General features: G+C 63.8%; 15 protein-coding genes and 1 pseudogene. 8 read left to right on the forward strand and 8 right to left on the reverse strand.

The window, feature by feature from the left end; genetic code table 11:
* Positions 1 to 5 precede the first annotated feature (5 nt).
* The 5 genes from EGH24_RS08725 (at position 6) to EGH24_RS15330 (ending at position 4,456) form a co-directional block, all read left to right on the forward strand.
* Positions 6 to 1,646, forward strand: a complete 1,641-nt coding sequence (locus EGH24_RS08725; RefSeq protein ID WP_142979765.1) for a bacterio-opsin activator domain-containing protein — start codon at positions 6 to 8, stop codon at positions 1,644 to 1,646.
* A gap of 141 nt (positions 1,647 to 1,787) precedes the next feature.
* Positions 1,788 to 3,080 (forward strand): methyl-accepting chemotaxis protein, encoded by a 1,293-nt coding sequence (locus EGH24_RS08730; RefSeq protein ID WP_185903282.1) that lies wholly within the window; start codon positions 1,788 to 1,790, stop codon positions 3,078 to 3,080.
* 9 nt (positions 3,081 to 3,089) lie between these two features.
* Positions 3,090 to 3,533, forward strand: a complete 444-nt coding sequence (locus EGH24_RS08735) for a chemotaxis protein CheW (RefSeq protein ID WP_142979766.1) — start codon at positions 3,090 to 3,092, stop codon at positions 3,531 to 3,533.
* A gap of 64 nt (positions 3,534 to 3,597) precedes the next feature.
* Positions 3,598 to 4,257: a hypothetical protein gene (locus tag EGH24_RS08740; RefSeq protein WP_142979767.1), complete on the forward strand. Its 660-nt coding sequence runs from the start codon at positions 3,598 to 3,600 to the stop codon at positions 4,255 to 4,257.
* 61 nt (positions 4,258 to 4,318) lie between these two features.
* Positions 4,319 to 4,456 carry a hypothetical protein gene (locus EGH24_RS15330; protein ID WP_185903283.1) on the forward strand — a complete coding sequence of 46 codons (138 nt, stop codon included), beginning with the start codon at positions 4,319 to 4,321 and terminating at the stop codon, positions 4,454 to 4,456.
* A 126-nt stretch (positions 4,457 to 4,582) separates the two neighbouring features.
* On the opposite strand, the gene EGH24_RS08745 is transcribed toward EGH24_RS15330, so the two are convergent.
* The 8 genes from EGH24_RS08745 to EGH24_RS08780 all read right to left on the reverse strand — a co-directional run bounded on the left by EGH24_RS08745 (position 4,583) and on the right by EGH24_RS08780 (position 10,627).
* Positions 4,583 to 4,867 carry a type II toxin-antitoxin system RelE family toxin gene (locus EGH24_RS08745; protein ID WP_142979768.1) on the reverse strand — a complete coding sequence of 95 codons (285 nt, stop codon included), beginning with the start codon at positions 4,865 to 4,867 and terminating at the stop codon, positions 4,583 to 4,585.
* Positions 4,857 to 5,153 (reverse strand): ribbon-helix-helix domain-containing protein, encoded by a 297-nt coding sequence (locus EGH24_RS08750; protein WP_142979769.1) that lies wholly within the window; start codon positions 5,151 to 5,153, stop codon positions 4,857 to 4,859. The genes EGH24_RS08745 and EGH24_RS08750 overlap by 11 nt, the downstream gene beginning before the upstream one ends.
* Positions 5,154 to 5,485: 332 nt before the next feature.
* Entirely contained in the window at positions 5,486 to 5,710 is a 225-nt protein-coding gene (locus EGH24_RS08755) for a hypothetical protein (protein ID WP_142979770.1), read from the reverse strand.
* Between the two features lie 364 nt (positions 5,711 to 6,074).
* Complete coding sequence (locus EGH24_RS08760; protein ID WP_142979771.1) at positions 6,075 to 6,404, reverse strand: transcription factor S; 330 nt, start codon at positions 6,402 to 6,404, stop codon at positions 6,075 to 6,077.
* 24 nt (positions 6,405 to 6,428) lie between these two features.
* The gene (locus EGH24_RS08765) at positions 6,429 to 6,800 is read right to left on the reverse strand and encodes a hypothetical protein (RefSeq protein ID WP_142979772.1); all 372 of its coding nucleotides are present in this window, start codon (positions 6,798 to 6,800) and stop codon (positions 6,429 to 6,431) included.
* 75 nt (positions 6,801 to 6,875) lie between these two features.
* Positions 6,876 to 7,880, reverse strand: a complete 1,005-nt coding sequence (locus EGH24_RS08770) for an RAD55 family ATPase (RefSeq protein WP_142979773.1) — start codon at positions 7,878 to 7,880, stop codon at positions 6,876 to 6,878.
* A gap of 14 nt (positions 7,881 to 7,894) precedes the next feature.
* Positions 7,895 to 8,887, reverse strand: a complete 993-nt coding sequence (locus tag EGH24_RS08775) for a beta-ribofuranosylaminobenzene 5'-phosphate synthase family protein (protein WP_142979774.1) — start codon at positions 8,885 to 8,887, stop codon at positions 7,895 to 7,897.
* A gap of 84 nt (positions 8,888 to 8,971) precedes the next feature.
* On the reverse strand, positions 8,972 to 10,627 hold the full coding sequence (locus tag EGH24_RS08780) for a potassium channel family protein (RefSeq protein WP_142979775.1): 1,656 nt from the start codon (positions 10,625 to 10,627) through the stop codon (positions 8,972 to 8,974).
* A 118-nt stretch (positions 10,628 to 10,745) separates the two neighbouring features.
* Between EGH24_RS08780 and EGH24_RS08785 the strand changes: the two genes are divergently transcribed.
* From EGH24_RS08785 to EGH24_RS08795, 3 genes and pseudogenes are all read left to right on the forward strand, one after another.
* Complete coding sequence (locus EGH24_RS08785) at positions 10,746 to 12,431, forward strand: CTP synthase (protein ID WP_142979776.1); 1,686 nt, start codon at positions 10,746 to 10,748, stop codon at positions 12,429 to 12,431.
* Positions 12,432 to 13,349, forward strand: a pseudogene (guaA, locus tag EGH24_RS08790) (glutamine-hydrolyzing GMP synthase). It abuts the gene before it with no gap.
* The gene (locus EGH24_RS08795) at positions 13,346 to 13,681 is read left to right on the forward strand and encodes a DUF7126 family protein (protein WP_142979777.1); all 336 of its coding nucleotides are present in this window, start codon (positions 13,346 to 13,348) and stop codon (positions 13,679 to 13,681) included. The pseudogene guaA and the gene EGH24_RS08795 overlap by 4 nt, the downstream one beginning before the upstream one ends.
* The last annotated feature ends 43 nt before the right edge of the window (positions 13,682 to 13,724 follow it).

A 13,724-nucleotide genomic window follows, 5' to 3' on the forward strand; every position in this document is an offset into this window, starting at 1 on the left:
GAACCGTGAGCGACGAGACGCCGCCGACCGCCGTGCCGGCAACCGCGCCGAGCGAGTCCGACGAGGAGATCCGGGTGCTGTTGGTCGACGACGACGAGGACTTCGTGACGCTGGCGGCGACGCTGTTGGAGGCCGAAAGCGACCGGATCGCAACGACGACCGAAACCGACCCGCAGGTCGCCCTCGACGCGACGGCGTTCACCGCCATCGACTGCGTCGTCTCCGATTACCGGATGCCGGAGATGGACGGCATCGAGTTCCTCGAAACCGTGCGGGCCGAGTATCCGCAACTCCCCTTTATCCTCTTTACCGGCAAGGGCGACGAGGAGGTGGCCAAACGCGCCATCGCCGCGGACGTGAGCGACTACATCGTCAAGGACGGCTCGGCCGAACAGTACGCCATCTCGGCCAACCGGATCGAGAACCTCGTCAGCCAGTACCGCACCCGGCAGGCCGCGCGGCACAAACAGGCCCTCGATACGCTCGGGCAGGCCGTCCTCCAAACGGTGCTGGAGGGGCCGACCCGCGAAGCCATCGAAACGGGCGTCTGTGACCGCCTCGTCGAATCCGATCTCTACGACCTCGCGTGGATCGGCGAGCGCGACGCCCACAGCGGCGAGATAACCGTGCGGGCGCAGGCCGGCGACGGCGACCTCGTCGACGGCGTCGAGTTTCGAACCGACCACGAGCCACGGACAGTCGAAGAACACGCCCTCGCCGATGCCGAGCCACGGATCGAAACCGGGCTGTCGACCGCCGGCGACGACGAGGGCTGGACCGGCGTCGCCAGCGAGGCAGGGTTCGACGCCGCGATCGGCGTCCCCATCGTCCACGAGGAGGTCCCCTACGGCGTGCTCGGTATCTACACCGCCCGGCGCGGGGAAATATCGGCTGCCGAGCGGGAGACGCTGACCGACCTCGCGGACCTCACCGCCTTTGCCATCGGGGCCAGCGAGCGACGCCGCGGCGACACCAGCCAGCAGGTCGTCGAAATAGAGTTCGATGTGACGCACACCGAGTTCCCGTTCGTCACACTCGCCGACCGGCTGGGCTGTGGCGTCGAACTCGCCCAGACGACCTACCGAACCGACGGAACGGCCCTGACGCTGTACCGCCTCGCTGGCGACCCGCCCGATGACATCGACGGACTGGCGGCGTCACTCGATGCCGAGTCGGTCGAGGTAGTGGAGGGCGATAGCGAACTGTCGGTCGTCTCGGCGACCCCCTGGTGGGACGACCTCACCGGGCTCTACGGCGCGAACATCGCCGCGGCGACGGCCGGTGACGGCGGCGCGACGCTGCGGCTCGAACTCCCGCCGAGCGCGGAGGTACGGTCGGTCGTCGACCACATCGAAGCGCGGTATCCCGGCCTCGAGCTGGTCGCCCGACAGAAACACGACCGCGCCGAGCGGTCCATCGATGACCTGCGCGGGCTGCTGGACGACGCCCTGACCGACCGCCAGCGTGAGGTTATCGAAACGGCCTATCACGCCGGCTACTACGAGTGGCCCCACGAGGCCTCAAGCGAGGATGTCGCCAATCTGCTGGGGATCGCCCAGCCGACGTTCGCCGAACACTTCTGGACGGCCCAACGGCGGATCGCCGACCAGCTGTTCGACGACGACTCACGCCACGGCGACGAGTGAGACCCCGCGTCGAATCCGGGTATGAGCCGTTCGCACGGTGTAACTCCCTGATACCCTATACTGAAAGGTGTCCCCGAGAGTCGAATGCGCCTATTCACCTAGTCCGTACCACTACTGGGTATACACCCGTTGATACAGGTGATGATCGAAACGATCACCGGGCTGCTATCGACCGAAGGGGACGAACCGACCGACACCGCCGAAACAGACACCGAGACGGCCGATACTGACGGCTCGGCCGCTGGCGACGGCGAAGCAGACGCGGACGATGCAGGCATTGAAATCGAGTCAGCCGACGCCGCGAAGACAGCGGCCGACCGCGATGGAAGCGATGGGTCGACCGACGATAATTCACTCATTATGAACGAGCAGAGCGACGCCACCGAACAGCGAGCGAACGCGAGCGCAAACGAGTCGAAACAGATGGCCGCCGACGGTGGGACCCAAACCCAGCCAGTACCCCAGCAGTCCAACGGGCAGGGCACGGCAACGACACAGCAGGCCAGCGGCACGATGGTCGCCGAAAACAACGCCGAGAAGGTCGTCATCGAGCGCGACCGCCTCGAAGAGATGCAGGGTTCGATGCAGGAACTCGCGTCGGCAGCCACCCAGATTTCCGAAAGCGTCGATGAGGTCAACGGCGTCGCCGCCGAGCAGGCCGAAAACATGGCCCAAGTGTCGAACGAAGCCTCCGATCTCTCGGCGACGATCGAGGAGATCGCCTCCAGCGCGGATCAGGTGCGGGCCGAAAGCCGGAAAGCCCGCGAGCTGGCCGACGAGAGCCAAGACGCCGCCAAGGACGCCATCGACGCGATGGACACCGTCGACGACGCCGCCGGCGAAGTCGCCGACGACATCTCCGCGCTCCGCGACCGCGTCGAGAACATCGACGATATCGTCACCGTGATTCAGGATATCGCCGAGCAGACGAACCTCCTCGCGCTCAACGCCTCAATCGAGGCCGCTCGCGCGGGCGATGACGGTGATGGCTTCGCGGTCGTCGCCGACGAGATCAAAACGCTCGCCGAGGAGACCCAAGACCAGGCCGTCGACATCGAGGAGATGGCCAACCGGATCAAGGACAACACCGACGAGACCGTCGACAGCATCGAGAAAGCCAACGAGCGCATCGACGACGGCCTCGGCAAGGTTGACACCGCCATCGACAGTCTCAACGACATCGGCGACGCAGTCGGCGAGATCAACGACGGCATCGAGGAGGTCGCCGACGCGACCGACGAGCAGGCCGCAAGCACCGAGGAGATCGCGGCGATGACCGAGGACGCCAACGACAACGCCCGCATGCTGGCCGACGAGATCGACGAACTCGCGGCGGCCAACCAAGAGCAGACCAGCATGGTCACCGAGGTCGCCGACCTCGTCGAGACCTTCAGCGAGGACTACGACGTGGAGTTCGAGGCCAGCCGGAACTAAGGAGGAAGTATGAGCGACACTACACAGGTACTCACGTTTACACTGGGCGATGAGGAGTACTGCGTGCCGATCGACTACGTCGCCGAGATCGTCGGCGGCGATACGGTCCGATCGGTGCCGAACACCGAATCCCACGTCCAAGGCGTCACCGACCTCCGCGGGGAGACGACGACCATCGTCGATCCGAGCGAGCTGCTGGAGGTCGATACGGCCCAACTGCTGACCGACGGCGGCGAGGCGACCGAGCGGATCATCGTCCTCGATGCCGAGGAGTTGGGGACGGACTCGCCGGTCGGGTGGCTCGTCGAGGAGGTCCGGGAAGTCAGCGAAGTCGCTGGCGACGCCGTCGACTCCAGCAGCGTCACCGACAGCCCGTTCCTGCGTGGCTTCCTGAAAGACGACGCCGACGACAGCTTCACACTGTGGCTCGATCCACACGAACTGACCGCCTGACGGCGCGGTTCCCCTAACGACACTGCTCCCGCCTGTCACCACACTCCCCTTTCCATTCATACCGATGAACGCGACCACGAGTCAGCCGACCGAGAACTGGGCCGGCGATCCGGCCACGACCGACGACACAGCACAGACGCCCGACACACCGGATTCGCTCGCCGCCTCGCTGGCGACCGCCGAGCGAGCAAGCAACACCGACGCAACGACCGAGACAGCGACGGAGACGACAACCGAATCGGCGACCGAAACAACATCGTCAATCGAGACGACCGGGACAGCGACGACGACGACAGAGACGGCCGAGACGACCGAGACGACAACACACGATGGATCGTCAGCGTCGGCACCGACCGACGAGGTGTCGATCCCGACGCGGCTCCCGGATCCGGAGACGACGATCTATCGGGATACGACGACCGTGATCCGGCTGTTGCAGACCGAGACGATGGACGAGACGGTCGAGATCAGGCTGTACCGCAGCGACGACGAGGCAGTCGATCACATCGAACCGGACGACGGGACCGCGACCGACGGCGGCCGCAGCGGTGACAGCGGCATTGCCGCGCTGCCAGAGCCGACCCGCCAGCGATTCAAAACCGCCGTCGACGCCGCCGCCGAGCGGTTCGACCTCACACGGCAAGAGACGGGCCGCTGCCGGGAGCGACGGCCGCACGGAGCGAAAGGCGTCCTCGAATTCGCCGCCAGGCTCACCGACCGCTGAGAAATTAACTCGATTTGTACTCGCAGTAAATTTATACTCATCCCACCGCAATGTGCTGGTGATGCCCCAGATAACAGTCTCCGACGATCTGTACCGACAGCTCGAAGCCGAATCGTCCGAGAAGGATGTCACTGACACGCTCTGGAAGATGGTCGGATCCTACCGACGATCGAACAATCCTGAATCCGATACAGCCTAATCGGTAGCGACATCGCTGTCGCACTCCTGCGTATCGCCCTCCAACCCCCGTTTTGTAGCGGCTGAGAACGTGACACCCCTATCTGTGGATAGGCCGGCGTGATGGATCGAAGCGACCAGTTCCGACTCAGTCGTCGTCAGCAGTGTAGGCCCCGCTGCGGTGTTCGATTCGGTGGACCTCTAACACCGAGTCGCTGTGGTCGAGCGTGCAGGCGAGTCGGTAGTTCCCGATGCGGAGTTTCGAAAACGGACCGCCGGTCAGCGGTTCAAGGAACTCCTCGGGATCACGCCATTCTGACTCGACGACTTCGTCGAGTTTCGTGACGATCCGGTCCTGTACGTGCGGATCGAGTCCGTCGAACTGGTCCAGTGCTCGCGGCGTGAACTTCCACTGCCACCCGTTAGCGGTCATTGTCGTCGCGGTCCATCAGTTCGATGACTTCCTCGCGGGAGACGAGTTCGGCGTCGTCGGAACGGAGTTCGTGTTCGCTCGCCGCGATCTGTTTCCACCCCTCCCGCGAGAATGCAGGGTGTTTCACCGCATCGCGGGCGGCATACCGGAGGAACTCGCTTCTGGAGTTGAAACCCTCCTCTTTCCATGTCGTGTCAATGTCGTCGAGAAACGCCTTACTGAGCCGGAGATTGATCTGTACGGTTTCCGGCTCGTCGGCTCCGTCTGCGGAATCCGTTCCTGACATATACGTATGCTTTACATGGCTATATGCCTAAAACTTGGCACCGGGCTATTCAATCAAGAAAGAATCATTCGCTATCGACGCCGAATCCTTCGACAACGACAGCGGCAACACGCTCTGGAAAATGTTGGTTTCTACCGACGCGCGAACAACCCAGAGTCCGATATGGATTGATCAGTTACCGAGCGGCTGTTTGATGTGATACCATCTCGTAGATAGCCGACTTTGGCCGTTGGACGATGACGGAGTCGTGTTTGTGATGAGTTAACGGGTGAGTCGTGTACTGATATTGACCAGACTAATGATTGGAATTTTATTTACTCATGCCAGCGTGGTCAGACGCGAGAGAGTCGAGGAATAGCTCTGATTCCAAGGACGACCAATAGGAATAGTCCTCCGAAGAACACAACTGATCCAAAGTCACTGGCCAGAGAGGCCGGAATCCCTATGCCTGCGAGGAATTGAGCCATACTGTTTGCTAATCCTTTCACTAACGATACAATTAGTGCCAAGGCCAGCATTCCTGCAAGCAGGATGCCGGCCAATTTCTGGTTTGGCATCGTTTTTACATTTGTGGCAGGCAATATAAATCTTCGGTAAAAAATTTCTATTGTTGCAGAAATAGGGGCTTTTGCAACACTGATTACCGAAAAATGAGGAAATAGGCAAAGGAATGATTACATAAATGTCGCTACTTGTTTACACCCTAATTTAGAATGCCAATCGCGTCTTAGAAAGGCTAGAACGTGGGAATTATCGATTTGAACCGCCTCATTGTTGTCTGTGATTCGTACAGGGTTCTATTCGTGATTGAAGCATCGATATAATCTACCTCAAAAAGTAGGTTTATTAGAATCTCACCGATTCAATCCCTCAAGCCATTCAAAACGTGTAAATGAACCAATTAATGGTCACACGTCAGTCTTAGTTGTAATCCCGCCAGCGATAGCCGCACTCCTTGCATTTGAAGAAGCGCGTCGGCGGTTCATCGGCCGCGCCGGTCTGTTTGATCGTGTACCACGCTTCGCCGTGGCCGCACTCCTCGCAGGTCACGTCGTCGGCGGTCGGTTTCCCCTCGAACTGATCGTTTTCCGCGGTTTCGATAAGTTCGTCGCCGCTCTGAGACTCCGTCGAGACGAACTCGTCGGCCCGCTCGTCGTCGCGGTCGGCGGTCGCGCCGCAGTCGTCGTTGGTGCAGGCCATCTCGCCGTTCTCGGCGACCATCATGGTGCCGCACTCGTCGCAGAACTGCATACCCGCGGTACTGGCCGGGACGGTTTAGTCTCGTTGCACGCGCTCGAAGTCGGGGCCCTCGGAAGTCACAGCCGGGCAGTTCGTCACGTGAAACCGCCCGTCGTGCAGCGTTTCGATGATCTCGGTCTCGTCGTTAGTGCACTCTCCCGCCGACTCGTCGAACTGCGGACACTGCGTGCAGTAGACGGCCGGCTCGATGAACGCCGTCGTGCCGGCGATCACCTCCGTCGGCTTGGCCCGCGACGGCGGCGGAATGTCGAGCCCGCTTTCCTCGGCGTCGTCGAAATCCGTCCACGGGACCTCGCTGTCAGCCGCCGAATCGGCGTCGCTGCCACCGCCGTCAGCTCCATCCGGGGCGTCAGCCGCCGGATCAGTCGCTGGATTGTGGTCTGCCATGTGAAACCGAAACACACCCCTAGTAGTTAGTATTTCGCACATACTAGAACACTGATAAATTGCCGCGAGCGACCCTCAACGGATCTTTTTGACGTTGCTGAGATCGTAGCCGCGGTCGTGCATCTCGGCTTCGAACTGGACGATGTCCTCGCGTTCAAGCCGCGAGAGCGCGCCCCGAAGCTCCCGGACGTTCATCACCCGGGCGCGTTTCGAGCCACCGGTTTCCCACCCGAACTGGAGGGTTCCGGTGGCCGCCGCCGACAGCGCGCCCAACTCCGGCGGCGTCACCGCCTCCGCGTCGGCCAACACGAGGACGACGCCGCCCCAGTCGGTGACCGCTCGCGTCAGCCCCCGGAGCAGCCGCGTCACCTCATCCCACGCGACCTCGTCGTCGGGCAGCGTCCCGAGATCGGTGATCGCGTCGATCACGACGAGGTTGCCGGCGGCGTGCTCGATCAGGTACTCGCGGAGGGCTGGCAGGATCGACGCCGGCGTTGTCGACGACTCGGCCTCACCGACCGAACCGTCGCTGTCACCGTCCGGGTCGTCGTCGACAGCTGTGTCGCCGTCAGCGGACTCACCCGAATACTCGAAGGGATCGCCCTCGGCGGCGACGCCATCAGCTTCATCGCTATCGGCCGCGTCGCTGTCGGCCGCATCCTCCTCGGGCAGCGGCGATGGTGTCGAATCCGAGCCGCCGAGATACCACTCGGGCGGGACGGGACTCGATCCGAAGTAGGTCGGCGAGAAATCGCGGTAATGGATCGCGTCAGCAGCACTGGCAGCGACCTCGTCGGCGACGGTTTCGCCCAGGATCGTCTCCAGCGAGTCGGCCGTCGCCGCCAGCGAGCAGTAGTGGACTGCCGGCGGCGCGATGACGTCGTCGCCTTCGAGATCGCCGTAGTAGAACTCGAAGCGTTCGTTGTCCGTCGTCGCCAGCGCGTTCATCGCCGCGCTGGTGCGGAGGAACTGCCGGCCCCCGGCTCCGGGCTCGGTAGCGAGGACGACCACGCTCCCCGTCGGCACCCCGCCGCCGAGCAGCGAGTCCAGCCGCGAGACGCCGAACGGCATATCGACCATAGAAGGGGATTCGGCTACGGCCGCTTAGCCGTTACGTCGAGGGTGTCGCCGTCGACGCGTGCCCCGTGGTTCCGACCCGCCACGAGATCGACCGTGCCGTCGATCCCGGCCGCATCAAGGGCCTCGCGGCCGGCCTCGCGGGCGGCATCGGCGTGGTCGGCATCGGTCACACCGTAGACGGTCGGCCCCCACGAGGACTGGCCGGCCCCGTATATCGCCGGCGCGCCCGACAGCGACGCNACGAGNNCGCCGNCCGGNGGCCGATAGACGCCNCCCTGNNCGTCGGCGTACCACGCGCCGTTGAGNCGGCCGANCTCGGCGACGGCCTCCCCGAATCGGTCGGCATCGCCGGCGGCGATCGCGGGCAACACTCGCCGCGTGATCAGCCCTGAGATGCGGTCGGCGATCTCCGGCTCGGCCCGCTCGATGGCCGCTCGGATGCTGTCGTCTTCCACGTCGCCGCTGCGGCCCGGCTCGCTGTCGGGAACAACGAGTAAAAACCGCCAGTCGTCGGGAATCGGGTGGCGAGCGGCGACCGGCGGCACCGTCCACGCGCCGTCCTGCGGTCGGTCGGTGGTAAAGCGCGTAGTCGGGTGGCCGCCGTCGAGGACGAAGCCGCCGGCCTCGAACGTCGCCACGCCGACACCTGACCGCCCGCCGCGGCCGAGGGTGGGCGCGATCTCCCGGACTGAAATCCCCTTGTCGTACGCGCCGGCGACCGCCGTGGCGACGGCGAGTGCCTGCTGGGTGCCGCTGCCGAGACCGACATGGGGCGGCAGGCTGGCGTCGATCTCCAGCGAGACGCCGTCGACGCCGAGGCGATCACAGACGGTCTCGGTGAGCGATTCGATCGCCGGCGGTGCGTCGATGGCGTCGGCCGGCGTCGCCGACAGCGACACCGTCGGCTCCGCGAGGGCGACCCCGAGCGCGCCGTACAGTCGGCTGTGGGACAGCGAGAGATTGCTGAACCCGAAATGCAGCCGCGCGCCGACGGCGACCTGCGTCATATTCGCCTTTCGGACCCCTGTTGTATTCGGGTTTCGGCAGCGGCAGCGACCGGGGGTAGCGGTGGGAGCGCGGCGACGGGCAACTCAGCAGTACCGTTCGAGGAACGTGTTGACGCCGCTGTCGCTGCCGGCGATAACGAGGCGGTCGCCGGCTTCGATCCGGAAGTCAGCATCGAGGTCGGTCAGCGTCGCGTCGTCGCGCTCGACGGCAACGACGGTACAGCCGGTGCGCTCCCGGATTCGGGCCCCGTTCAGCGTCTCGCCGGCCAGCCCCGGCGCGGTCGTCTTGATAATCTCGACGTTGGTCTCAATACCCAGAATTTCCTCGTCGTCGATGACCAGCGAGGCGATCGAGCGGCCGCTGACCGTCGCCAGCGAGAGCACGTAGTCCGCGCCCGCCCGATAGGTCTTCGAGACGGCCTCGTTGGTCTCCGCGCGGGCGATGATCTCCGTCTCGGGGTCGATATCCCGGACGATGAGCGTAGCGAACTCCACGTCGGTTTCGTCCGGGAGGGCGATAACGACCGACTGGGCCTCGGTGATCCCGGCGTTCCGAAACGTCTCGGCGACGGTCGCGTCGCCGACGACATCGACGCCGTCTTTCGCTTCGCTGTCGATCACCGTCTGTGAGATATCGGCCTCGGCGAGTAACTCAGAGACCGTCTGGCCGACTTGACCGTAGCCGACGACGATGGTCTCGCCGCGGCCGAACTGCCGGATGCGGGAGCCGGTCGCCCGGCGAAGCCGCCGCAACGCGTCCGTCTCGCCGGTCACGAGCAGCGTGGTGCCGCGCTCCAGCGGCATCGACAGCGGCGGCGGCGTCTCGAACTCGCCGTTGGCCCACGCGCCGACGACGTTGACGCCGTACCGCTCGCGGACCTCGCTGTCGCCGAGCGTCCGGCCCGCGAGTTCGCTCTCGGCACGGATCGAGATCTCGGCGATCTCGAAATCCGATCCGAGTTGCAGCGAGTCGCCGAGATCCGTCTCGACTTCGGTCGTCACCTTACTGGCCAGCCCTTCGCCGAGCAGGCGGCGCGGCGTCACGACGTGATCGGCCCCGGCGAGTTCGTGGTAGCTGACGAGCTCAGGGTCCTCGACGACGCTGACGACGGGGACGTCCTCGGCGGCCTCCTTCGCGGTGAGGACGATACTCGCATCGACGCGGTCGGAGACATCGGCGACCAAGGCGCGCGCTTCGGGGAGGTTGGCGGCTTCGAGTGCCTCGACCGATTGGGGGTCGGCGTCGACGACGCTGTAGCCGTCCTCATAGAGGTCGACCGCGCGATCGCGGTCCGGTTCCAGCAGGACGTACTCGATATCGTTGGACGTGAGTTCATCGATCAGGGCGTCGACCCGGTTCGTGTAGCTACAGATCACGATGTGATCGCGGCAGTCGTCATCGACCGCCGTCGGCACCGTCGTCGACAGCGCGTCCCGAAACACCGGCAGCAGGACCGCCGGCAACGCCAGGAAGAATAGCCCGACGCCGGTGAGATCCAGCAGGATAATGAGCGTGTTCATCTCGGGGCTCGTCCACGGCGCGTCCGAGCCGTAGCCGGTGGCGGTGATCGTCTCGACGACGACCTGCATCGAGTGCAGCAGCGAGATCTCGGTGCCCGGCGGCGGGTACGGCCCGGGCTCGAAGGCCCGCATCCCGAAGTCGTAGCCGATGGAGACCGTAATGACGAGGGCGGCGGTAAACAGGAGGAAGTAGGCGACGCGCTTGCGTAGACTCCGCATACCCGAGAATGCGGACGGGTGTACAAAACGCTCCTGTCTGGCAGTGACAATGTGGGAACATCAAGCACGTCACCAGCCCCATCGAAACCGTTTTGATGAAACCTCGCTCACAGTCAGTATGCCGACCGAACCCACAACGGGATACGACCCCACGCTGGGGAAGAAGTTCATTTTCGTAACGGGAGGNGTAATGTCCGGNCTNGGNAANGGGATCACNGCNGCNAGCACNGGCCGGCTGCTCGCCAACGCCGGCTTCGACGTCACCGCCGTCAAGATCGACCCGTATCTCAACGTGGACGCGGGGACGATGAACCCCTACCAGCACGGCGAGGTNTACGTNCTNAAGGACGGCGGCGANGTCGACCTCGANNTGGGNAACTACGANCGCTTCCTCGNNATCGANATGACNTNCGACCACAACGTNACNACGGGGAANACNTANNANNNCGTCATCGAGNNGGAGCGCGCCGGCGACTACCTCGGGAAGACCGTCCAGATCATCCCACACATCACCGACGACATCAAACGTCGGATCCGGGAGGCTGCNGAGGGNNNNGANGTCTGTATCGTCGANNTCGGNGGNACCGTCGGNGACATCGAGTCGATGCCCTTCCTCGAATCCCTCCGACAGTTCGCCAGCGAGGAAAGCGACGACGACCTGCTCTTCATGCACGTGACCTTGGTCCCCAACTCGATGAACGGCGAGCAGAAGACCAAACCCACCCAACACAGCGTCAAAGAACTCCGATCTATCGGGCTCCAACCCGACATCCTCGTGGGACGCAACGAGGAGCGACTCAACGAGAAGACGAAGACGAAGATCGCCCGCTTCTGTGATGTCTCGACGGACGCGGTGTTCTCGAATCCCGATGTCGACGACATCTACAAAGTGCCGCTAATGGTCGAAGACGAAGGCCTCGACGAGTACGTGATGGACCGGCTCGGCATCGCCGACGACGCCGTCCCGAAGGCCGACCGCTCCCAACGATGGCGGGAGCTGGTCACCCGCGAGCGCAGCGGAACCGTCGAGGTCGCCCTCGTCGGCAAATACGGCCTCGAAGACGCCTATATGTCGATTCACGAGGCCCTGAAACACGCGGGGATCGAACGCGAAACCGACGTGGACGTGCTGTGGGTCAACGCCGACGAAATGGAGGAGAAACACGCCGAGCGCATGGAGTCGGCCGACGGGATCATCGTCCCCGGCGGCTTCGGCNCCCGCGGCNCNGAAGGNAAGATNGANGCNGTNCNNTACGCCCGCGANNACGNNGTNCCGTTCCTCGGNCTCTGTCTCGGCTTCCAGATGGCCGTCATCGAGCAAGCCCGCAACGTTCTCGGCTTGGAGGGCGCACACTCCGCCGAAATCGACGAGGAGACGCCCCATCCCGTCATCGACATCCTCCCCGAACAGAAGGAGATCGACGATATGGGCGGGACGATGCGTCTCGGCGCGCACGAAACGCAGATCGAACCCGACACGCTGGCCGCCGAGATCTATAACGCTGACTCCTGTACCGAACGACACCGCCACCGCTACGAGGTCAACCCCGAGTACATCGACGAACTGGAATCGGAGAACATGGTCTTCTCCGGCGTCTCGGGGCGACGGATGGAGATTCTCGAACTCGACGATCACCCGTTCTTCCTCGGGACGCAGTTCCACCCCGAGTTCCGCTCGCGGCCGGATCGGGCCAGCCCACCGTTCGTGAGTTTCCTCGATGCGGTGATGGAGCAGAGCGAGTCGAACAGCGACACACCGAACAACGCAACCGACGACGACACCGAAACTGAGGCGACCATTTAGATGGTTAATCCTACCGAGTTCATCGACGAGGCAGTCGAATCGATCAGCGAGCAGATCGGCGACGACAACGCGATTATCGCACTCTCCGGCGGCGTTGACTCCTCCGTGGCGGCGACGCTGGCATACCGCGCCNTNGGCGANCANCTNACGNCCGTCTACGTCGACACCGGCCTNATGCGNAAGGGCGANACCGAGNNGATCCGCGAGACCTTCNCGTTCATGGACNGCCTNNAGATCGTCGANGCNCNNGANCGNTTCCTCGACGCNCTNGANGGCGTGACCGANCCCGANGAGAAGCGCNANGTCATCGGCGAGCAGTTCATCCGCGAGTTCGANCGCGANGCANNGGAANCCGACGCCNNNNANCTNGTNCAGGGNACNATNTACCCCGACCGCATCGAGTCTGAAGGCAACATCAAATCCCACCACAACGTCGGCGGGCTGCCCGACGTGGTCGACTTCGAGGGGATCGTCGAACCNGTNCGNGACCTCTACAAGGACGANGTNCGCGAGGTNGCNCGNGAACTCGACCTCGANNCNNTNATCTCCGANCGNATGCCGTTCCCCGGCCCCGGNCTNGCNGTNCGNATNNTCGGCGAAGTAACGCCCGAGAAGGTCGAAGTCGCCCGCGAGTCCTGCCACGTCGTCGAAGAAGAGCTTGCGGAGTACGAGCCGTGGCAGGCNTTNGCCGCCGTNATCGGNAAGGCNACNGGCGTNAANGGCGACAACCGCGTNCACGGCTGGGTCGTCGCCGTCCGCTCCGTCGAGAGCCGCGACGGGATGACCGCACGCGCACAGGAGCTCGACTGGGAGACGCTCCAGCGTATNCAGNNNCGCATCACCGGNGNGNNCGACAACGTCNCNCGNGTCGTNTACGACGTGACCCACAAACCGCCGGCGACCATCGAGTACGAATGAGCGAGACCGCAATCGTCGCCGGTCCCGACCCCGACGGACTCGGCGATGCCCTCGCCAGCGAGGGCTTCAGCATCACCCGAATCAAGGACGTGGTGTCGTCGTCGACGCTGGAGGCCGCCGGAATCGACGACGCGGAAATGTTGGTGCTGACCGACGTGGGCGAAGCCAGCGGGATTCCCGTCGCCAAGGAACTGAACCCCGCGGTGCGCGTGGTCGTCTACAGCGAGCAGTCGCTGCCGGAAGTCGCAACGCGGCAGACGGACTTGGCTGTTGACCCCGCGCTGTTGGACGTGAGCGTTGTCGCCGAGGAGTTGGCTGGCAGCGATCAGTAACCCATATAAAATTCTTTTGACGCTTACGCCGAGTTGTAATCCG

The organism is Halonotius terrestris (assembly GCF_006861665.1).
In the GTDB taxonomy this organism is placed as follows: Archaea; Halobacteriota; Halobacteria; order Halobacteriales; family Haloferacaceae; genus Halonotius; species Halonotius terrestris.